This window comes from Megalodesulfovibrio paquesii (genome assembly GCF_054653055.1).
The window spans coordinates 163,686-182,071 of record NZ_BAAIGQ010000005.1; the positions used below are offsets into that span (position 1 = coordinate 163,686).

General features: G+C 63.0%; 22 protein-coding genes. 13 read left to right on the plus strand and 9 right to left on the minus strand.

Annotation, left to right across the window (positions count from 1 at the left end; translation table 11 throughout):
• Window positions 1-6: 6 nt before the first annotated feature.
• From ACYQ00_RS07225 to ACYQ00_RS07235, 3 genes are all read right to left on the minus strand, one after another.
• A complete protein-coding gene (locus ACYQ00_RS07225) occupies window positions 7-1,407 on the minus strand; it encodes a hypothetical protein (protein WP_460031463.1) in 1,401 nt (466 codons plus the stop codon).
• A gap of 105 nt (window positions 1,408-1,512) precedes the next feature.
• Complete coding sequence (locus ACYQ00_RS07230; RefSeq protein ID WP_460031464.1) at window positions 1,513-2,034, minus strand: hypothetical protein; 522 nt, start codon at window positions 2,032-2,034, stop codon at window positions 1,513-1,515.
• A gap of 32 nt (window positions 2,035-2,066) precedes the next feature.
• Window positions 2,067-3,113, minus strand: coding sequence for a tetratricopeptide repeat protein (locus tag ACYQ00_RS07235; protein ID WP_460031465.1), 1,047 nt, complete (start codon window positions 3,111-3,113; stop codon window positions 2,067-2,069).
• Window positions 3,114-3,233: 120 nt separating this feature from the next.
• Here ACYQ00_RS07235 and ACYQ00_RS07240 point away from each other — a divergent pair, with 120 nt between their 5' ends.
• The 7 genes from ACYQ00_RS07240 to thiD all read left to right on the plus strand — a co-directional run bounded on the left by ACYQ00_RS07240 (window position 3,234) and on the right by thiD (window position 9,700).
• Window positions 3,234-4,340 (plus strand): alpha/beta hydrolase family protein, encoded by a 1,107-nt coding sequence (locus ACYQ00_RS07240; protein WP_460031466.1) that lies wholly within the window; start codon window positions 3,234-3,236, stop codon window positions 4,338-4,340.
• A gap of 29 nt (window positions 4,341-4,369) precedes the next feature.
• Window positions 4,370-4,678 carry a 50S ribosomal protein L21 gene (gene rplU, locus ACYQ00_RS07245; protein ID WP_460031467.1) on the plus strand — a complete coding sequence of 103 codons (309 nt, stop codon included), beginning with the start codon at window positions 4,370-4,372 and terminating at the stop codon, window positions 4,676-4,678.
• A 12-nt stretch (window positions 4,679-4,690) separates the two neighbouring features.
• Window positions 4,691-4,981, plus strand: coding sequence for a 50S ribosomal protein L27 (rpmA, locus tag ACYQ00_RS07250; protein WP_460031468.1), 291 nt, complete (start codon window positions 4,691-4,693; stop codon window positions 4,979-4,981).
• Window positions 4,982-5,133: 152 nt separating this feature from the next.
• Window positions 5,134-6,534 (plus strand): Obg family GTPase, encoded by a 1,401-nt coding sequence (locus ACYQ00_RS07255; RefSeq protein WP_460031469.1) that lies wholly within the window; start codon window positions 5,134-5,136, stop codon window positions 6,532-6,534.
• Window positions 6,535-6,582: 48 nt separating this feature from the next.
• Window positions 6,583-7,755: a glutamate 5-kinase gene (proB, locus tag ACYQ00_RS07260; protein ID WP_460032491.1), complete on the plus strand. Its 1,173-nt coding sequence runs from the start codon at window positions 6,583-6,585 to the stop codon at window positions 7,753-7,755.
• A gap of 72 nt (window positions 7,756-7,827) precedes the next feature.
• Window positions 7,828-8,853: a lysylphosphatidylglycerol synthase transmembrane domain-containing protein gene (locus ACYQ00_RS07265; RefSeq protein ID WP_460031470.1), complete on the plus strand. Its 1,026-nt coding sequence runs from the start codon at window positions 7,828-7,830 to the stop codon at window positions 8,851-8,853.
• The gene (gene thiD / locus ACYQ00_RS07270; protein ID WP_460031471.1) at window positions 8,813-9,700 is read left to right on the plus strand and encodes a bifunctional hydroxymethylpyrimidine kinase/phosphomethylpyrimidine kinase; all 888 of its coding nucleotides are present in this window, start codon (window positions 8,813-8,815) and stop codon (window positions 9,698-9,700) included. Before ACYQ00_RS07265 ends, thiD begins: the two co-directional genes overlap by 41 nt.
• 48 nt (window positions 9,701-9,748) lie before the next feature.
• Here thiD and ACYQ00_RS07275 read toward each other — a convergent pair whose 3' ends face one another.
• A complete protein-coding gene (locus ACYQ00_RS07275; RefSeq protein WP_460031472.1) occupies window positions 9,749-9,994 on the minus strand; it encodes a hypothetical protein in 246 nt (81 codons plus the stop codon).
• Between the two features lie 306 nt (window positions 9,995-10,300).
• On the opposite strand from ACYQ00_RS07275, the gene ACYQ00_RS07280 reads away from it, so the two are divergent.
• From ACYQ00_RS07280 to ACYQ00_RS07295, 4 genes are all read left to right on the plus strand, one after another.
• The gene (locus ACYQ00_RS07280) at window positions 10,301-11,503 is read left to right on the plus strand and encodes a sensor histidine kinase (protein WP_460031473.1); all 1,203 of its coding nucleotides are present in this window, start codon (window positions 10,301-10,303) and stop codon (window positions 11,501-11,503) included.
• A gap of 319 nt (window positions 11,504-11,822) precedes the next feature.
• The gene (locus ACYQ00_RS07285) at window positions 11,823-12,167 is read left to right on the plus strand and encodes a helix-turn-helix domain-containing protein (RefSeq protein WP_460032492.1); all 345 of its coding nucleotides are present in this window, start codon (window positions 11,823-11,825) and stop codon (window positions 12,165-12,167) included.
• Between the two features lie 26 nt (window positions 12,168-12,193).
• Window positions 12,194-12,598 carry a hypothetical protein gene (locus ACYQ00_RS07290; RefSeq protein ID WP_460031474.1) on the plus strand — a complete coding sequence of 135 codons (405 nt, stop codon included), beginning with the start codon at window positions 12,194-12,196 and terminating at the stop codon, window positions 12,596-12,598.
• Window positions 12,599-12,751: 153 nt separating this feature from the next.
• Window positions 12,752-13,069: an isoamylase early set domain-containing protein gene (locus ACYQ00_RS07295; RefSeq protein ID WP_460031475.1), complete on the plus strand. Its 318-nt coding sequence runs from the start codon at window positions 12,752-12,754 to the stop codon at window positions 13,067-13,069.
• Window positions 13,070-13,398: 329 nt separating this feature from the next.
• Here the strand turns inward: ACYQ00_RS07295 and ACYQ00_RS07300 are convergent, their stop codons facing one another.
• Entirely contained in the window at window positions 13,399-13,722 is a 324-nt protein-coding gene (locus ACYQ00_RS07300; protein ID WP_460031476.1) for an STAS domain-containing protein, read from the minus strand.
• A gap of 291 nt (window positions 13,723-14,013) precedes the next feature.
• On the opposite strand from ACYQ00_RS07300, the gene ACYQ00_RS07305 reads away from it, so the two are divergent.
• On the plus strand, window positions 14,014-14,460 hold the full coding sequence (locus ACYQ00_RS07305; protein WP_460031477.1) for a bactofilin family protein: 447 nt from the start codon (window positions 14,014-14,016) through the stop codon (window positions 14,458-14,460).
• Between the two features lie 15 nt (window positions 14,461-14,475).
• The gene (locus ACYQ00_RS07310) at window positions 14,476-15,390 is read left to right on the plus strand and encodes a hypothetical protein (RefSeq protein ID WP_460031478.1); all 915 of its coding nucleotides are present in this window, start codon (window positions 14,476-14,478) and stop codon (window positions 15,388-15,390) included.
• 120 nt (window positions 15,391-15,510) lie between these two features.
• Here ACYQ00_RS07310 and ACYQ00_RS07315 read toward each other — a convergent pair whose 3' ends face one another.
• The 4 genes from ACYQ00_RS07315 to ACYQ00_RS07330 all read right to left on the minus strand — a co-directional run bounded on the left by ACYQ00_RS07315 (window position 15,511) and on the right by ACYQ00_RS07330 (window position 18,329).
• Window positions 15,511-15,744, minus strand: coding sequence for a hypothetical protein (locus ACYQ00_RS07315; RefSeq protein WP_460031479.1), 234 nt, complete (start codon window positions 15,742-15,744; stop codon window positions 15,511-15,513).
• A gap of 225 nt (window positions 15,745-15,969) precedes the next feature.
• Complete coding sequence (locus ACYQ00_RS07320; RefSeq protein WP_460031480.1) at window positions 15,970-16,431, minus strand: hypothetical protein; 462 nt, start codon at window positions 16,429-16,431, stop codon at window positions 15,970-15,972.
• A gap of 96 nt (window positions 16,432-16,527) precedes the next feature.
• A complete protein-coding gene (locus ACYQ00_RS07325; protein ID WP_460031481.1) occupies window positions 16,528-16,899 on the minus strand; it encodes a hypothetical protein in 372 nt (123 codons plus the stop codon).
• Window positions 16,896-18,329 carry an NAD(P)/FAD-dependent oxidoreductase gene (locus ACYQ00_RS07330; RefSeq protein WP_460031482.1) on the minus strand — a complete coding sequence of 478 codons (1,434 nt, stop codon included), beginning with the start codon at window positions 18,327-18,329 and terminating at the stop codon, window positions 16,896-16,898. The genes ACYQ00_RS07325 and ACYQ00_RS07330 overlap by 4 nt, the downstream gene beginning before the upstream one ends.
• Window positions 18,330-18,386 lie beyond the last annotated feature (57 nt).

The window sequence follows — 18,386 nt, forward strand, 5'->3', positions numbered from 1 at the left end:
GTTGGCCTACTTGGGCACATCGGCCAGGGTGCCGCCCTGGGCGGCGCTTTCGAGCCGGAATTTGGTGTTGCCCAGCCAGCTGTCGCGGGACTCGGTGCCGTTGGTGAAGCGTTCGATGCGATAAATGGATTGGACGTCCAGATCCACGCCAAAGAGGACGACGCTGTCGGGCAGTTTTTTGGTGATGGTATAGCGGCCCTGGCTGGGGTTGGCCTGGATGAGTTTAAGGATATCCTTGGCCTGCTCGGTCTGGGGCCAGAGACCGTCGGATGCGGTCTGCAGGCCAGGGGAGGGGGGGGCATCCGCGGCAGGGGCGGTGGACTTTGCTGGTTCGGAGTGGCCGGGCAGGGGCGGCGGCGGGGTTTCGCGCTGGAAGAGTTTGGAAGCCGCGCGGGTGAGGGAGCCCAGGGAGACCAGAGGGACATCGGCCTGATGCAGAAAGAACACTGCGCCCAGGGCGCAGGCCGCGGCCAGGGCCAGGATCAGGCAGCCCGGTGAGCGGTGGGAAGGTTCCTTGGTCTCCTTGCCGCGCCCAGGGGGAGGCGTGGGGGAGGTGAACCGCGAGCTTTGCGAGGCCGGGGTGGCGGCATGGCCGGAGGAGTGGGCGGGGCGGGGCGGGGCGTCGGCCATGTCAAAATGCACCGGCCGGTGCGGCCTGGGCGCGGCGGCCTCCTCCCCGCGGGCATGCAGGGGCTCGACGGGGGGGATGGCCTCGTCAGGCATGTCCCAGGGGGCTCCGGCGGCGGTGTCTCCGGGGTGATGGGGCGGGGCGTACGCGGGCTGCGGTTCTCCCTGCGAGGCAAGCGGGGAGCCGGAATAGGGGCTGCCCGGCTGCTCCGGGGACTGTGCATGCGGCGGCACCCCGCCGGTTTCCTGGTGCAGGGCCTTGTGGATGCGCAGCTCCAGGGTCTGGCGATGAATCATGTCCGAAGGCGCATACCGGTTGGCCCAGCGGTCTTCTGCGGGGTGATAATGAAACAACCCCTCGGCGTTCAGCACACTGACCCAGGGGGAGGTCCGGTCTTTCAGGAAAAAGATATCCGCGCTGTCCGGGCCGCTCTGGTGGGCGAGCATGGGCAGGGGCAGGGAGACGATGCGCCGGCAGATGGGATATCCCAGGTGCAGGGGTTCCAGGCGTTCCACAATGCGCCGGTCCCGCTCCTTGAAATTGCCGGGCAGCAGCTCGGGCTGCATGCGGAACACGTGCAGCAAGTGGGGGCAGAACCGGCGGACATCGCGTTCCTTGAAGCCGGCGCGCAGCTCGCGCCACTCCGCGCAGGTGCAGGTCCAGGCCTGGGGATCGACGGCATAGACGGCATTGTCGCCAACAAAACTGTCCACATGGATAACCTCATGGGCAGTATCGGCGGCATGGTCTGGCGTGTGGGGATCTTGCGGAGCGGGCACGAGGGATCCTTCTGGTCTGCCTGCAGGAGTACAGGGGGGCGTGAGCCGTCAGTGTAAAAAAGCGTGCCCGCGAATGCAACAGGATGTAATCCGCGCGACCCTCGCTTACGGTTTCCAGGGAACAGCCCGGACCTCCAGCATGTCTATCCAGACCTCTCCCGGTCCGGTGACGATGAGGTTGAGCTGGATGCGGTCAGGGTTTTCCCCGGCGTTCAGATAGAACGGAATGGCCTGGGTAGTCCAGTCGGTGTCTCCGGAAAGGGGCATGTTCATCCCGCGGGAGAAGAACTCTCCTTTGTCCTTGAAGCGACAGAGCATTTCCAGGTAGGCCTGCCCCTTGAGCCCCCGGGTCCGCAGTTTGGCGGAAAAGCTGACAATGGCGGACTCCACATCAGGATCATCCAGGGTGGCCAGCTGCAGCGTGGTGGCCTTGGCGGTCTGAAGCTTCAGGCCGCCATCGTCTGCACTGACGGCGCTGGCGGCGAGAATATCCTTTGGCTCGGCCAAATCCTTGCTGAAGAGGGACGCCTCCGCCGCCAAGGCGGGGGCCAGGGCGCGACTTCCGGGACACAGAAATGCCAGCGCCGCAGCAAGCAACGCAACAGCAACTGTCAGTGAACGCAGCATACTCCCTCCCCATGTTGCGGCAGGCAATGACGTTATTGCGGAATTTCCACCTGCGGATCCAGGGCCTTGGCCTTGGTGTACTCCTGCTGGGCCTGCCCGGTATTGCCCATGCGGGCATATATGGCCCCGCGGGTGGCGTAGGCCTGGGCATCTTCCTTGTCAATGTTCAAGGCTTTGTTGATGTCGGCCATGGCGCCCTGCAGGTTGCCCTGCTGCAGGAAGAGCTGGGCGCGGTTGAAATACGTGTGCGGATAACCGGGGTCCATGCTCTCGGCCTTGTCATAGTCGGCCTTGGCCTTGGTCAGGTCGCCCTTTTTCAGCCAGGCATTGCCACGGTTGGAATAGGCGGTGGCGTCCGGGTGCAGTTCAATGGATTTGGTGTAGTCCAGGATGGCTTTGTCCAGATCGCCCTTGATTTTGAGGGCGATGGCCCGGTGCAGGTAGGCATCGGCATCCCTGCCGTCCAGGAGAATGGCCTTGGTGAAGTCGGAGATGGCCTTGTCCAGGTCGTCCTTTTCCAGCCACATGGAGCCACGGTCAAAGTACAGATCCTGGGCGCGTTCGAGATCCGGCTTGGCCTCGTTGTTGCGACCCATTTTCAGGTAGATATTGGCGCGGTTGTGGAACACATCCGGGTCGGAAACAAGAATGCTGGAGGCTGCGGAAAAGTCCTTGAGGGCTTCCTCCATGTTGCCGCGGTCAAACCAAGCCAGGGCGCGGGCCTTGAGGGCCGTGCCTTTGTCGTACGTGGAGAGTTCCCCGGAATCGATGGCCTCGGTAAAGTAGCGCACGGCTACCTCATGCGCGCCGCGGCGGGCGGATTCGATGCCGGTCATGATTTTTTCCTCTGCCGTCTGTGCCTTGGAGGCGGACGGCAGCAGGGGATCCTTGACGCCCAGGGGGCTGCTGGGCGCCGTGGCGGGAACGCCGCCCGGTGCCAGATTCTGCACCGGGGGTTGGGCCTGGGCTGCGGACGCCTGGCTGGGCCCCCCCGCCGAGCAGATGAATCCAAGGAGACCAAAAACGCAGGAAAACAGGGCGCAGGCAAGACGGTTGCGGTGCAAGGGACAGACGGTCATGAAATCCTCCGGAAAAAACGCGATCAATCCCGTCGCAAGGGATTGATCGCTGGACGCTGAGAGCCGGTTCACTGTATCAAACAGGGCTGGATGAATGCAATCGGTCCCAGGAGAAAATACATGCGTTACAGCTTGTTCATGATGCTGGTTCTGTGCCTGGTCCTGGCTGTGTCCCCGGGCTGCAAAACCGGCGGGGGGCGCAAGGCGCGGACCACCAATCCGGCCATGCCCGGCATGACCATGCCCCAGGCCAGGCCGGCGGCGCCGGCCCAGCCCGATGGCGGGACACTGGACCCTGCGGCCAGAGAGACTCCCAAGGCGGCTGCCACGGGGCCTGCCACGGGGCCTGCCACGGGGCCTGGCCGGGAAGCGGCCACCCCGGCCCCAGTCCCGTCCCCGGGCTTAGGCGCTCCGCCACCACCCCGGCCCGTGCTTTTCCTGCCGCCAGAGCAGTGGGTGGAGCCTCGCACCGCCTTGATTTATCTGCACGACGCCGGCTCAGATCCCCACGCCGCCGCAGGCTCCCTGGGGCTGGAAGCCTCGGCCCGCGATGCCGGGGTGCTGCTGGTGGTCCCGCAGGGCAGCGGTCCGCAGGGCGCGCTTTCCTGGAATGCCGGCTCCTGTTGCGGCGAGGCTGCCACCAGCCAGGCGCCGGACGCAGCCTGGCTGGTGGCCCTTCTGCAGGCCCTGCCGGCCAGATTCGGCATCGACCCGCAGCGCATCTACCTGGCCGGCCGCGGGGCGGGGGGGATGATGGCCGGTCGCATGGCCTGCGAGCGGGCCGACCTGCTGGCCGGTCTGGCTGTGGTGGGGGCGGGGCTGGACTGGCCGGGCTGCCGGCCTGCCCGCACCTTGCCCGTGCTGCATGTGCACAGCATGGAGGATGTGAAATATCCCTATTTTGGCGGCGAGGTTGCCGCCCCGGTGGGGTCCGGTTTTCTGACCATGAACTCCGCCATCCGCAGCGCCACCTTCTGGGCCAGAAGCAACCATTGCGCCGAGACCTACACCCGCTTCACCCAGGGCAGCGCCATCTGGGAGCGCTTCCAGCAGTGCATGGGCGGGGCCGAGGTGACCTTGCTGTCCCTGTCCGTGGATGCCGGCCGCCAGGGCGACCCCTATGCCGGCTATCCCGTAGGCTTCAAGATTCTTGAGTATTTTGGCCTGACAAAAAAATGGGAGACGGGCAAGAAAAATTCCATTGACGTGATGCCCGGCATCCGGTAGTAAGCCTGTTTCCCATGCCGGAGGAAAACATGTTCGCAATTATTGAATGCAGTGGCAAGCAGTACAAGGTGCAGGAAGGCGCGCTTGTTGACGTGGATCTCCTGGCGGCCGAGCCTGGTCAGGAAGTGAAGCTGGACAAGGTTCTCATGCTGTCTGGCGGCGACGACGTCAAGGTCGGTGCGCCCTATGTGGACGGCGCCACGGTCTCCTGTGAGGTTGTGGAGCACTTCAAAGACAAGAAGGTTGTGGTCTTCAAGAAGTGGCGTCGCAACGATTCCCGCCGCAAGCAGGGGCATCGTCAGCAGTACACCACGCTCAGGGTCACGTCCATCGCCTAAGGAGAAGCACCCATGGCACATAAAAAAGCAGGCGGCAGTTCCAGAAACGGCCGCGACTCACAGGGTCAACGTCGTGGCGTCAAGCGCTACGGCGGGCAGGTGGTGCGGGCTGGCAACATTCTTGTGCGTCAGGTCGGCTCCACGTTCCACGCTGGCAAGAATGTCGGCGTGGGCAGCGACTACACGCTCTTCGCCCTTGCCGACGGCGTGGTGAAGTTCGAAAAGTACCTGCGCAACCGCAAGGTCAAGACTCGCGTGCACGTGCTGCCGGCGGAAGCTCCCGCTGCAGCCGCCGAGGCCTAGGCCAGCGCTTCATGCGTTTGCGAAGAGGGTGAAAGGCGCGCAACGCCTTTCACCCTCTTCGGCATCGCTTTTTCGACGCCGGGCTTCCGTGGTTTGTCCGCGGAGTGCCCGCGTCTTCTTGCTGTTTTTCTTTTGCATCCCCAGGTCCGCCCATGAAATTCGTTGATGAAGCCGTTATTTCCGTGCGCTCCGGAAACGGAGGGCGCGGCTGCGTCTCGTTTCGCCGGGAGAAATTCATCCCCCGCGGCGGGCCGGACGGTGGCGATGGCGGCCATGGCGGCGACGTCTGGTTCGAAGCCTCCGCCGATCTCCTGACCCTGTACGACTTCCGCCTCAAGCGCCGCTACGGCGCGGAGAACGGCCAGTATGGCATGGGTCAGCAGCGTTACGGCCGCGCCGGTCACGATCTCGTCATCAAGGTCCCGGTAGGCACGCTCATTTACGAGCTGCCCCAGCCCAAGGCCGAGCCCGACACCGACGACCGACAGGTCTCGCCCAAGGTGGTGGACGGCGGCTTCCTGGCCCCGCCCCAGCTCAACTGGCGGCCCAACGAGCCCCTGGACATCGAAGAGATGCTCAAGCTCGATGGCTACGCTGACGATGATGATGACGATGCCGCAGGCGATGACATTGACGAGGGCGGCGGCGATGCCGACTTCGACGAGCTCAACGAATTCGATGATGAAGGCTGCATCGCCAGCTGCGAAGATACCTGTGACGATGCAAATGCGGCCGGCGAAATGGAAGATGATGCGGAGGAGGACGAGGTCCAGGACGCCCGCGGCGTGCTCGTGGCAGACCTGGACACCCCAGGCAAGCGCTGGCTGGCTGTCAAAGGCGGCCGCGGCGGCAAGGGCAATGTCCACTTCAAGTCCTCCACCATGCGCGCCCCCCGCTTCGCCCAGCCCGGCGAGCCGGGCCAGGAACGTAAGCTGCGGCTGGAACTGAAGATCCTGGCCGATGTCGGTCTGGTGGGGTTGCCCAATGCCGGCAAGTCCACGTTCATCAGCGCTGTGTCACACGCCCGTCCCAAGATCGCCAACTATCCTTTCACCACCCTCACGCCCAACCTCGGCGTGGTCATGGACGGCCCCGGCGCGGACCTGGGCGAGCGCTTCATCATGGCCGACATCCCCGGCCTTATTGAAGGCGCGCACCTGGGCCAGGGCCTGGGCGTCCGGTTCCTCAAGCACGTGGAGCGCACGCGTTGCCTGGTGCATTTGCTCTCCGTGGAAGACATTGACCAGCGGATTTTTAGCGAGGCTTCTGCTGAGGCGGAGCCGTTGGACCCCTGGGCGGGCTTCCGGCTGGTGGATGAAGAAATGGCCGCCTTCGATCCCGCGCTGCTGGACAAGCCCCAACTGCGCGTGGTTAACAAAATTGACCTCATCACCCCGGAACAGCTCAAGATTCTGAAAGATCGAGCCAAGGCCGATGCCATGCGCATCTTCTTTATCTCGGCCAAGGAAAAGCATGGCGTGGAGCCGTTGCTGGCTGCGATCTGGGAAATGCTTGCCCTGCTCCAGGCGGGTGACGCACGCCGCGGAAACTGACCGCGGGAAATCGGGAGTCAGGCCATGAGTCAGGCCGCGAGTGATGTCATGTCCACGCAGGATGACGTAGAGGCGCAGCTGGCCGTCCGCCGCCAGTGGCTGGCCAAGGCCCGGCGGGTGGTGGTCAAGGTGGGCAGCGCCGTGCTCACCGGAAAGACCGGCCTGGATGATGCGGTCATCGAGCAGCTGGCCGGGCAGATCGCCGAACTCATGGGCCGCGGGCTGCAGGTGGTGCTGGTTTCTTCCGGCGCGGTGGCCGCGGGGCGCGGGGTGATCTGCACCTCGGAAAAGTGCCGGGTCATCCACGGCATGCCCGACCGACAGGCCGCTTCGGCCGTGGGGCAGAGCCGCCTTATGCACGCGTATGACCAGGCCTTCGCCAAACACGGCATCCTGACTGCCCAGCTTCTGCTCACCAGGGATGATCTGAAAAGCCCCCGCCGCTTTCTCAATGCCCGCAACACCTTTGGCGTGCTCTTCAGCTGGGGCGCGGTGCCGGTGGTGAATGAGAACGATACCGTGGTGGTGGAAGAGCTGGAATTCGGGGACAACGACACCCTGGCCGCCCTGCTGCTGAATGTGGTGGAAGGCGATCTGCTGGTGAACCTGACCTCGGCCGATGGCGTGTACACCGCCAACCCTGCCGAGAATCAGGACGCTCGACGCCTGGACTACATCGAAGACATCGATTCCCTCAATCTCGAAGCCATGTGCTCGGGCAAGACGGCCGTGGGCACCGGCGGCATGTACTCCAAACTGCGCGCGGCCCGGCGGGCGGCCCAGCTGGAGGCCCCCACGCTCATCGTTTCCGGCCGCACGCCCGGCGCACTGGTCCGGGCCCTGGATGGCGAGGCCATCGGCACCTTTGTGGTGCCGCACACCAAGAGCATCCCCCAGCGCAAGTTCCGCCTGGCCTACAACGCCGTGCCCGCGGGCACGCTGACCGTGGATGACGGCGCAGCCCACGCCCTGACGACCAATGGCAAAAGCCTCCTGCCCATCGGGGTGTGCGGGGTGGAGGGCAGCTTCGGCCGCGGGGCACTGGTGCGCATCTGCGGGCTGGACGGCCGTTGCCTCGGCGTGGGGCTGGCCAATTACCGGGCTCAGGATTTGCGCAAGATCATGGGCAAACGGCTGACGGAAATCGAGGCCGTACTTGGGCCTGGCCTGTATGCCGAAGCGGTGCATCGCAACAATATGCTGCTGGACGCGGCGTTGTGAAGCATGTAGTGAGAATTGCCATTCCATCCGCCAATTACACCAACTGACCACAGGGATTGCCAGCGGGACTGCATGAGCATCAAGTTACCAAAGCATTTGGGCACCGCCATACGGTTTGCCCTGGTGGGAGGCTGCCTTGTGTATGCCTTCTGGGGCCTGGAATGGGACAAGTTTCTGGGCGCAGTACAGCAATTCGGCTGGTTCGGCCTGTGTGTCACAGGCGTGCTGTCTGTGGTGCAGTATCTGCCCGTGGCCTTGCGCATCAGCTACCTGTCGCACTGGCAGGCCTCGCTGCTGGTTTCTCTCAAGGCCAGCGTCTTCTGTCTGGGAGTGAACAACATCCTGCCGGCCAAGCTGGGTGAGGTGGCCAAGGCCTACTACCTGCGCAAAAAGACCGGCATCCCCCTGGGCAAGGGCCTGGGGCTGATTTTCTGGGAGCGGTTCTTCGATCTGAATATTCTGCTGCTCCTCGGACTGGCCGCGGCGTTTCTGCTGGGCAAGAACGTGGTCGTGGCGCCCATGGCCATTGTGGTCGGCAGCATCTGGGCCGCGGTGATTCTCTTTCGCTGGAAGCCGGGGCTGTGCGAGCTGGTGGCCAAATTCCTGCCAGGCCAAAAGCTGAAGGATCTGTTCCACGAGGTGATGGAACAGCTGCAGTGCCGGGCCAATCCACGCTTTTTTGCAGCCCTGGGCGGCTACAGCCTGTTCGTCTGGGCCGGTTTTGCCGTGGTTTACTTCGCCGCCGTGTGGATGATGGGCGAACTGGATCTGAGTTTTGCCCAGACGCTGACGGTATTCGTGGTGGCGTCCATCGGCTTTGCCGCGCCGTCTTCCCCTGGCGGGGTAGGCGTGTTCGAAGGGGCCTTTGTGTTCGCCATGTCCCTGTTCAAGGTGGAACGCGAAACCGCCCTGGCCATGGCCCTGGTGCTGCGCTTCATGTTCTTTGTGCCCACGGTGCTGGCCGCGCTGTACGTCATGGCCCAGTCCGGCATGAGCCTCAAGGGCATTCGCGAAGTGCAGACCGAGTCCGAACAGGTGGAAAAGGAGTGCGCGTTCGATGACCCAGCCGACGAAGGATCCCTCCACGGCACCCGCTAAGGGACTGGCTGCCACACAGGGCAACCGCCCCTGCCTGCTGACCATTGCCGGCTCCGATTCCGGCGGCGGCGCAGGCATTCAGGCCGATCTCAAAACCTTTTCCGCCCTGGGCGGCTTCGGCACCACGGTGATCACCGCGCTCACGGCCCAAAACGGTCTGGGGGTAACGGGCATTCACGCGCCGCCGCCAGCGTTCGCCGTGGCGCAGCTGGATGCCGTGCTGGCCGGCTTTCCCATTGCTGCCGCCAAGACGGGCATGCTCTTTTCCGCCGCCATCATCGAAGCCCTGGCCGAACGGCTGGACGCCCAATTCGCCGCGCGCCCCTTCCCGCTGGTGGTGGATCCCGTGTGCATGAGTCAGAGCGGGCATGCCCTGCTGCAGGACGACGCTGTGGAGGCCCTCATCGCCCGCATGCTGCCCCTGGCCGCCCTGGTGACGCCCAACCGCCCCGAGGCTGAACGCCTGACCGGCATGGCCATCAACACGTCGGACGACGTCGCCGCAGCCATCGCCCGGCTGCTGGAACTGGGCGCCGGCGCGGTGCTGCTCAAGGGTGGACACTTCGACGAATCCGCAGATGTGGACGGGCAGCTCCTTGACTGGCTGGGCTTGCCCGGCCAGGCGCCCCTGGCCCTGCCCATGCCCCGGGTCCAGACCACGCACACCCACGGCACGGGCTGCACGCTTTCCGCAGCCATCGCCGCCGGGCTGGGGCAGGGGATGCCCCTGCAAGATGCCGTGACCCGCGCCCAGTGCTACCTGCATCAGTGCCTGGAGGCCGCCTTTGCGCCGGGCCTGGGCTGTGGACCGCCGGATCACATGGCGGTCTGCCACTGCCAAGGCTGAAGCCACACACCGGGGAGCGTCATATCTCCCCGGTGTGTGACGTATTTGTTATTCTGCCTTGCTATAGGTGCGGACTGAGGCAAGCTTGTCCCAGTCATAATAGGTGTTTACTGCTTCGTCACCTTTTTTGCAGGTGATGCGGATGAACTCCTCGCCCAGGAAAATCGTGGCGTCGGCGTACACTTCGCCTTCGTTGATCTGGATCTTCACTTCTTTGCGCAGTTTGCGGGAAAGGGTGCCGTGCACGGGCATGGACGCGTATTCAAAGACTTTTTCCCAGGTGGCTTTCAGCATGTGAGGCTCCTTGACGGGGTTGCACGGCGTGGTTGCGGAAGGGCATGCACGCCGCAGGTGTTGCAGGATTACAGGATTATACAAATGCGTGATAATGGGCAAGCGGCGATGCGATCTCGCCCGATGAAAAGGAAACCCCGCCAAAGCCCGGGGCTTGCCTGCAGCGGCAGAGCTGGGGTAAGCCCTTATGGAAGGAAGGCCGGGTGCAGCGGTTCTGGGGGGCAGGTCGCTGTTGGGAACCGCAATGCCGGCACCGCTGCAGGGTGCTGGCGAGAATGCGCGCGTGGGCGCGGCACAAGGTGAATCATGTCCAGCCGTACTTCTGCCTTGGTGGCCTTGCGGCCGCTGGCGCCAAAGCGCGGGGTGTTTCAGCCGCCGCTTGGGCTGATCAGCCGCGCCAGTCTTGCCGAGGTTCGCGAGCAGGCCCAACTGTTCACGGACCCCCTCATCCGTACCCTGATGGATTCCGTGACCAATCTGGTGCTGATTCTGAACAAGCACCGGCAAATCCTCTTTGCCAACAATCAGTTGCTGGACATGCTCAAGCTGGACAGCATGGAGCCGATCCTGGGTGTGCGGCCCGGGGAACTGTTCCAGTGCGAGCACGCCCGCGCGGCCAGCCATGGCTGCGGCACCAGCGAGGCCTGCACCCAGTGCGGCGCGCTCAAGGTCATTCTCTCGGGCCTGGAGGGCATCCGCGGAACCGAGGAGTGCCGCATCACCCGCCGGGACGATGAACTGGTGGAAGCCTATGATCTCAAGGTCTGCGGCTCCCCCTTTCATCATGCGGATGAGCAGTTCGTGGTCTTTGCCATCATGGATATCAGCCACGAAAAGCGGCGCCGCGCCCTGGAGCGGATTTTCTTCCATGACATCCTGAACACCGTGGGCAGCCTGCGCAATCTGGTGGAACTGGCCTGCGAGGAAGCCCCGCCGGAAATCATGGAGGAGCTGACTCTGGTGCACCAGTTCTTCCAGGGCATGGTGGACGAGATTCTGGCCCAGAAGCTCTTGCTGGACGCGGAAAACGACGAGCTGCACCCCCAGATGCAGTGGCTGCACAGCCGGGAGGTGATGCTGGCAGCCATCTCGGCCATGCGCGGGCACGATGTGGCCAAGGGCCGGGCGCTGGAACTGGACGGCGAGGCTGTCTCCTGCCCCTTCCAGAGCGACAACACCCTGCTGCGGCGGGTGCTGGCGAACATGCTGAAAAACGCCCTGGAAGCCGAACCGCCAGGAACGGTGATCCGCATTGGCGCGCAGATTGATCCGCAAGATCCAGAGCATCTGGTTTTCTGGGTGCGCAACCCAAGCGTCATCCCGCGCGCGGCGGCGTTGCAGATTTTTCAGCGTTCTTTCACCACCAAGGGCCCCGGGCGCGGTCTGGGGACGTATTCCATCAAGCTCCTGACCGAACGGTATCTGAAGGGTCGGGCCAGCTTCACCTCCCGCGAGGGTGAAGGCACGGTGTTCCAGATTCGGCTGCCTCTGGAAGGTGTGTGTTTTTAACTCCCGCCGCGACAGACAAAATGTTGCGCCATGGCCGCTCGTTCACGTCGCTGCTCCATGTCGGAGGCGTGAGCGGGCGGTTTGTTGCATCTGCATAAGCAATTTGGTAGTGTAGAAATTTCAAGGAGCTAGGCACTCATGATGTTGTCTAGAGTTGATTATTGTCGTTTTTAGTTGACACAAATCGATTGAGCGAGGTATTTGGTCCTCGAAGTGCAATGAGAGGGAGTCTCATGGCGGCTCGCGCCGTGCGTCCCTGGTTGGGCTCCGGGCCAGTCCCGGTCATGCAGGCAGGACCACGGAAGGAGGCAGTGTGGTGATGGATAGCGAGGCGGCACGCACCACCTTCACCTTGCTGGAAGCGGCAGCCCTGCTGCAGGTGCATCCAGAGACCTTGCGGCGCGCCATCAAGGCGGACGAGCTCTTGGCTGCCAAGATTGGCAAGGAATACCGTATTTCCAAAACTGATTTGGAAGCGTATTGGACCGCAAAGGGTGGAGGCGCGTTGTTTGACGACTCCCCGCGGCCCCAAGGGCTTCTTTCCAGGCCGGGGCGCAAAAAAAAGCAGCCCCGCCGGGGACCCGAGCAGCTGACACTGCTCCCGCAGACGCAACCCCCCGCTTCCGCAGGCAATCCTGGCAGCGACGAAGACGGGGACGAGTGACGCACGGCCTTCAAGGAGGACTGGACATGGCAGAGCCCACCCGCAATGATTCCGGCATGGAATCCATCACGTTGCAGAACGATGCCGGCGCTGTGATCGCCTTTACCGGGCGGTTGTGCGGCGAGCATTCGTTTTACGACGCGGAAACCGGGGCCTTGACCCAGCAAAAATTGTATATCACTAATCAAGGCTACACGGCGTATGCCGTGGTGCGCAACGATGGTCGCGTCAAGGAACGCCGGGCGTACCTGCTCAAGCGCGAAGGCCAGCATTGCCGCATCAACAATGGCCTGTTTGATGTGATTGTCAATGTTCGCGACCTGTTGCTGGCTGTGAAAGGCTTGTGCGGACTCGAAGAAGACGCCCGCGAGGAAGACTTCTTCAAGGAAGCCCTGGACATTATCGGGCAGGACGACGCCGCCAACGGCTAGCCCGCACGCTGTTGGCCGGCGGCGCGGTACTCCGCGCAGATTCGTCCTCCACTACCGACGCTTGGGACAGGCGGCTCGGAATCTGGTGCGTCTTCGACCGATTCCTCGCCGTGCAGTTGATCAACTCACAAGCAATATGAGGAGTGGCGAGTCATGGCCCTGACCAAGAAATTTCTCAAGACCAAGCCGGTATGCAAGGTGACCTTCAAGGTTGCCAGCGATGCCGTCAATGGCGCGGACGCGCTGTTTCTGGTGGGCGATTTCAACGACTGGGAAAAGTCCACCACGCCCATGAAGAAGAACAAGGCGGGCGAGTTTTCCGCCACCGTGGACCTCGCCGTGGGCAACGCGTATCAATTCAAATATCTTGCGGCAGAAGGCGGGGAAGAGCGCTGGTTCAATGATGACGCGCCCGACCGCCTGGAGTGGAGCGACTTCGCCGGCGCGGAGAACTCGGTGGTCGCTGTCTGAGCCAGCAGGCGCCAGTCTCTGAATGCCTTGGCGCCAGCCCTGCCGGGGCACTCGCAGTGCCGACCCTGCGCCGGAAATGCCCGCCGTATGCACCTGCGCACCAGCGCACGGGCAGCAGCCAGGAGCCCCGCGCCCCTCGTTTCTTTTCCGCACTCACGGACGTCGCCGCGTGTTCTGGCAGGGTGCCCTGCGCCAGACCTTCCATGCCTGTGCCAAGCCTTCCATGCCTGCGCGCAGGGGCTGGCTTGCGCTTGCCGGAGCATTGGCCGCATTGATCGCGGGCCTGCGAACGCGCCGCGCGGCTGCTGCAGGCCGCAAGGGTGGATCGGCTAGTCCTGGATCTCGAAATACTGGGTGAGCTGCACCAGATCCAGGATCCGGCGCACCTGCTTGCTGGGGCGGACCAGGCGCATGGTGGCGCCGCGGTCCCGGCTGCGTTTATGCAGGATGACCAGAACGCTGATGCCGGTGGAATCCATAAAGGTGGTTTGGGAGAGATCCACTTCCACCACGGAAAAACCAGCGTTGGCAAGGGCCTGTTCCACATCTTTCTTCAGCTGCGGAGTGACCTTGAGACTGATGTCGCCAGCAAAGACAAGGCGCATCAGGTCGCCCGTGTGCTCGATGGCGTAAGGGGGAGATTGATTGAGCATGGTTCACGCACAGCGTAAAGGGTGATTAGGGACGGCTGGATACAAGCCTTGCCGTTCCACTATCACCCGCGTCGTCCGGACGCAAGGCCGCAGTCTTTTCTCCTGGGCCGATGAGAACAGCTTCCTGTGACGATGTTGGTAAATACACTGTTTCAGCCCGGATGCAGGCATTGTCTCCCGGTGGCCAACGTGCTAAGAGTTGCACGCTGCGCGATTACAGCGCTCGGATAGCCCGCCAGCGCGGCGGAGTGCCGGGAATTCGATTCATTTGACAGCGAAAATGAGGGCACAATGGCCGGCAAGGACATGATTAACGCTTTCCTTGGCGCCGGAGCCGTCTTTGAAGGGCAGCTCCAGTTCAAGGGCATGGTGCGCATAGACTGTTCGTTCACGGGTGTCATTCATTCCGAAGGCACCCTTATTCTGGGCGAGAAGGCCCGCGTGGAAGGTGACATCAACGTGGCGCATCTGGTCTCCAACGGGACCATCGTCGGCAATGTCGCGGCCAAGGGCAAAGTGACGCTGCAAAAGAATTCCCGGTTGCTGGGCAATCTGGTCACGCCGTTTCTGGATGTGGAAGAAGGAGCGCTCCTGGAGGGACAGGTGCTCATGAAGCGTGAAAACGCCAATGAATCCAATATCCCGGCGCCTTATTTCGATTCCGGCTCCACGGGTGAGCTGCCTCCCCAGGAAGAGGAATCCGGCAGCGGCAAGAAAAAGGGCTGGTTCAAGCGGTAGTCTGGCGCGTATTTCATGGAACGCATCTATCGATACGCCAAGACGGTGTTCGACCCGGTTGAGCATTTTTGGGAACATCCGAACACCCAGCGCGCCGTGGCGGGCGGCATTGTCTTCATTTTTCTGGCGTCCCTGCTGGGCATTGAACTCAAGCGCCAGGGATTCCTGCCGGAGCCCCTCGCCTCGGCCACGCCGACCAGCCATTATTACGCCGTCAATGTGGCCTTTACCTTTCTGCTCATTCTGGAAGTGCTCAGCTTCATCTTCGTGCTGCCGTCCTCGGTGTCTCAGGCCCTGGGCAAGCAGCTGGAATTGCTCTCGCTGATCCTGCTGCGCAATTCCTTCAAGCATCTCATCCACCTGCCCGAGCCCATCGATCTCTCTGCCGGGGTGGAGCCGTTGTACCCCATCCTTTCCGACGGCGTTGGGGCCTTGATTATTTTTTATCTCATCGGCGTGTATTACCGCGCCATCAAGACCACGCCAGCCATCTCCTGCGCCATGGACCGCTACCGGTTTTCCAGCGTCAAAAAGGGCTTGGCCCTGTGTCTGCTGGTGGCCTTCTGCTTTCTGGGCGCGCGCTACCTGTACCTGAAAGCCACGGGACAGCATCCCCAGGATTTCTTTGAAACCGTGTATACGGTGTTGATCTTCTCGGATATTCTCATTGTGTTTCTTTCCCACCGTTTTGTGCCGTGTTTTCACGCCGTGTTCCGCAATTCGGGCTACGCCATTGCCACGCTGTTGATGCGCATGAGCCTGACAGCGCCCATTTATTACGATGTGGGCATCGGCGTGTTTTCCGCGCTGCTGGCCCTGGGCATCACCAAGGCCTACAACAGCTGGACCCCACCGCCGCCCGAGCGCGCTCCGGATCCGCCCGAGCTGCATGCAGCCCTGCAAGGCCATCTGGCCTGCGACGGTGACTGAGCCCGGGCCGGATTGGCCAATTCCGGATACATTCCGGACCGGCTGGCGACGTACCACCAAGAAAATCGGGGGCGCTCCGGATGGAGCGCCCCCGTTGTTTCCTGGCAGGGATGGCAGACCCTAATAGTAGCGCCATTCGCCCGGCGATTCGCGCAGGTACAGGTCAAAATCTTCCGAAATGCCGATCTTGACCTCATCTTCAAGCGTCTCAAAGATGACGCTTTTCTCCGGATCGAAGCCTACATCCAGGGCCAGGTTGTGCAGATGGGCCAGAATGCCGTCAACCTTGTTTCTGACGATCGGGTCGGTCTGGTACTGTTTCCGAGGGACCCGGGTGGTGGCGATGTAATACATGGCACCCTCCTTTCCGGGACCGCTCCTTAAGAAGCCTTGTCAGCACAGCGTGTTACTGCCATTTAAGCAGGATACCCTGTGGAACCCGGGCAGCTGCATCTGGGCACTCGGGAATGCGGTCTCTTGACGGACATATAATCATCCTGTTCCAGTATGCAACTGCCGCAAAAATCCGGGAGGCACGGGCGAGTGCCTCCTGGCTCGTGAGTCGGCTCAGGAACCGGCTCAGGAACCGGCTGGCGCAGGGGCAGGATTGGCCCGGCAGTAGCGCGAGCAGACGCTGTAGGCGTTGTCCAGCACGTACTGGCAGCCGTTGAAGATGTAGCGTGGTGAGAGCTGGGCGCGCAAGGCGCTGCACTGCCGGATACATTGGTCCTGCCCGGGATAGCCGGCAGAGAGCATGTCGGAAAAGGCGACGCAGATGGCGTCCTGGTCACCGGGGCCACACTGATTGTTGTTGATGCCGCTGCTCGCCGGCCCGTCGAACATATTGCAACGGTGACGGAAGGTGGACAGGCTCATCTGGGGCGAGCCGCCCATCGCAAGCAGGGAAGAATCGTCGGCAGCTCCCGGCGCGGCGGTTTGCGCGGACACGGGCGGCAGGGCGGCGCAGAGCAACAGCGCGGCAGCAAGTAAGCCAGACCGCACCAGAGAACGCAGGCCAAAGGGCAGGGCGAGGAATCGCATGGGCAACCTCCCGGCAAGGGTGGCGAGACGGACAGTCATCCTGGCCCATCTATGCGCATTCACCCGCTTGTGGCAAGTCCGGCGCGCGGCCGTCCCTTACTCCCCACACGCCCGTTTGCATTGCAGATGCGCGTAGTCCAGCCAGGGGAGGCAGTCCGCGCTGCTGGCGGTGGCCTGGAGCAGCCGCTGGCGGGTTTCCTGGCGGCGCTGGCGGCAATCGGCCGAGCAATCCTGCCGGGCGGCCGCGGTGGTCTGCATGTGGCGGCACAGGGCTTCCACGGCGCTGCGGGGGCACACCGCGCCAGAGGTCCACAGGGCCGGGCCGGAGTAGCTCAGGCAGCGCTCCAGCTGCAGGGCGCGGTCCCCGGCGGTGACAGGTCCGCCCGCGTGCAGCGGGGGGGGCGTCCAGAGCAGGCAGCTTGCAGAAAGGAGCAGGCATGCCAAAGCCAGCAGGCAGACGCGGCTCATTGGCGGGGCTCCTCGGGACGGGCAATGCTGTCAGGCTGGGTGGAATGATCCGACCGGGCCAGGATGGCCTTGGCTGCCAGAATGCCCGTGGCTGCGGCCGCGACGATGTTGCCGGCCACGCCGGGCCCGTCTCCAGCCACGTACAGGCCGGGAATGCTGGTCATGAGGTGTTTGTCCGTCTCCACCTGATTGGCGAAGAACTTGATCTCCGGCGCGTAGAGCAGGGTCTCTTCGTTGGAGACGCCGGGAGCGACGAGGTTCAGGCGCTCCAGTCCCTCCACAAGGTTTTCCAGGATGCGGTCGGGCAGGGCCATGGCCAGGTCGCCGCAGACGACGTTGGTCATGGTCGGTTCGATGGAGCTTTTCATGATCCGGTTCCAGGTCGAGCGCCGGCCGCGTTTCAGGTCGCCAAAACGCTGCAGGATGGGCTTGCCGCCGCCGATGAGGGTGGCCAGCCGGCCAATGGCCTCGCCGTAGGTCTGGTTGTCGGACACGGGTTCCGTGAGCACCACCTTGGAGAGGAAGGCGAAGTTGGTGTTGTCGGACTTGCGGTCGCGGTAGGCATGGCCATTGACGCAGACGAAGTCCTGGTAGTTTTCCAGGGAGACGAAGCCCTCGCGGTTGGTGCAGAAGGTGCGGGTGGAGTCGTCGTATTTGCTGGTCTGGATGAAGAAGGTCGGATCATAAATGATATCAGTGATATCAGAATAAATGTCCTTGTGCACCTCCACGCGCACGCCCACCTCGATCCCGCGCTGGGAACAGCTGAGCTGATGCCTCGCGGCCAGGCGGGAGCACCAGTCTGCGCCCAGGCGGCCAGGGGCCAGAATGAGCTGGCGGGTCTTGTATTCGGCCTTGTCGGTGATCAGCCCGGTGATGCGGCCGTTCTCGATGACGATGTCCCTGGCTTCTTCCCTGGTGTGGAACTCCACGCCCTTGTCCCGCAAATGGGCGGACATGGTGGCGATGTGGTGGGGGAGCTTGTCGCTGCCCAGGTGCTTTTGCTTGATGAGCAGCAGGTCCACGCCGTGCTTTTTGGCTGTTTTGCGGATTTCCTTGGCCGCCTCCCAGTTGGTGGGGTAGACGGGCCCGTCCATGCCAAAGCGGTTGAAGACCAGTTCCGTCTCGTCGATGAGGGCCTGGGCCTGGGAAAGGGGCAGGAACTGGGTGAGGTCCGACTTGCCCAGCTTATGGATATAATTGAGCTTGCCATCAGAGAACAGGCCTGCGCCGCCCACGCCGGCCAGGATGTGGCAGGGCGAGCATTTGCGGCAGGCGCCCTCCTTCTTGATGGGGCAATTGCGTTTGTGGATGTCATACCCCTTGTCCAGGAGCAGGATCTTCAGATCGGAATACTCGCACAGCTGGTAGGCGGCGAAGAGGCCGGCCGGCCCTGCGCCGACGATGATAACGTCCCAGATGGTGTTCACGGCTGTCTCCAGGCACGGAAAGCGGTTCGCGAAAAAGGGCAGTTTTGCATAGCGGAA

Coding starts and splice junctions, on each gene's coding strand:
- rpmA (WP_460031468.1), top strand. CDS start 4,691: ATGGCACATAAAAAAGCAGGCGGCAGTTCCAGAAACGGCCGCGACTCA.
- ACYQ00_RS07290 (WP_460031474.1), top strand. CDS start 12,194: ATGGCAGAGCCCACCCGCAATGATTCCGGCATGGAATCCATCACGTTG.
- ACYQ00_RS07305 (WP_460031477.1), top strand. CDS start 14,014: ATGGCCGGCAAGGACATGATTAACGCTTTCCTTGGCGCCGGAGCCGTC.
- rplU (WP_460031467.1), top strand. CDS start 4,370: ATGTTCGCAATTATTGAATGCAGTGGCAAGCAGTACAAGGTGCAGGAA.
- ACYQ00_RS07280 (WP_460031473.1), top strand. CDS start 10,301: ATGTCCAGCCGTACTTCTGCCTTGGTGGCCTTGCGGCCGCTGGCGCCA.
- thiD (WP_460031471.1), top strand. CDS start 8,813: ATGACCCAGCCGACGAAGGATCCCTCCACGGCACCCGCTAAGGGACTG.
- ACYQ00_RS07235 (WP_460031465.1), bottom strand. CDS start 3,113: ATGACCGTCTGTCCCTTGCACCGCAACCGTCTTGCCTGCGCCCTGTTT.
- ACYQ00_RS07315 (WP_460031479.1), bottom strand. CDS start 15,744: ATGTATTACATCGCCACCACCCGGGTCCCTCGGAAACAGTACCAGACC.
- ACYQ00_RS07295 (WP_460031475.1), top strand. CDS start 12,752: ATGGCCCTGACCAAGAAATTTCTCAAGACCAAGCCGGTATGCAAGGTG.
- ACYQ00_RS07320 (WP_460031480.1), bottom strand. CDS start 16,431: ATGCGATTCCTCGCCCTGCCCTTTGGCCTGCGTTCTCTGGTGCGGTCT.
- ACYQ00_RS07255 (WP_460031469.1), top strand. CDS start 5,134: ATGAAATTCGTTGATGAAGCCGTTATTTCCGTGCGCTCCGGAAACGGA.
- ACYQ00_RS07300 (WP_460031476.1), bottom strand. CDS start 13,722: ATGCTCAATCAATCTCCCCCTTACGCCATCGAGCACACGGGCGACCTG.
- ACYQ00_RS07275 (WP_460031472.1), bottom strand. CDS start 9,994: ATGCTGAAAGCCACCTGGGAAAAAGTCTTTGAATACGCGTCCATGCCC.
- ACYQ00_RS07265 (WP_460031470.1), top strand. CDS start 7,828: ATGAGCATCAAGTTACCAAAGCATTTGGGCACCGCCATACGGTTTGCC.
- ACYQ00_RS07230 (WP_460031464.1), bottom strand. CDS start 2,034: ATGCTGCGTTCACTGACAGTTGCTGTTGCGTTGCTTGCTGCGGCGCTG.
- proB (WP_460032491.1), top strand. CDS start 6,583: ATGTCCACGCAGGATGACGTAGAGGCGCAGCTGGCCGTCCGCCGCCAG.
- ACYQ00_RS07310 (WP_460031478.1), top strand. CDS start 14,476: ATGGAACGCATCTATCGATACGCCAAGACGGTGTTCGACCCGGTTGAG.
- ACYQ00_RS07325 (WP_460031481.1), bottom strand. CDS start 16,899: ATGAGCCGCGTCTGCCTGCTGGCTTTGGCATGCCTGCTCCTTTCTGCA.
- ACYQ00_RS07285 (WP_460032492.1), top strand. CDS start 11,823: ATGGATAGCGAGGCGGCACGCACCACCTTCACCTTGCTGGAAGCGGCA.
- ACYQ00_RS07240 (WP_460031466.1), top strand. CDS start 3,234: ATGCGTTACAGCTTGTTCATGATGCTGGTTCTGTGCCTGGTCCTGGCT.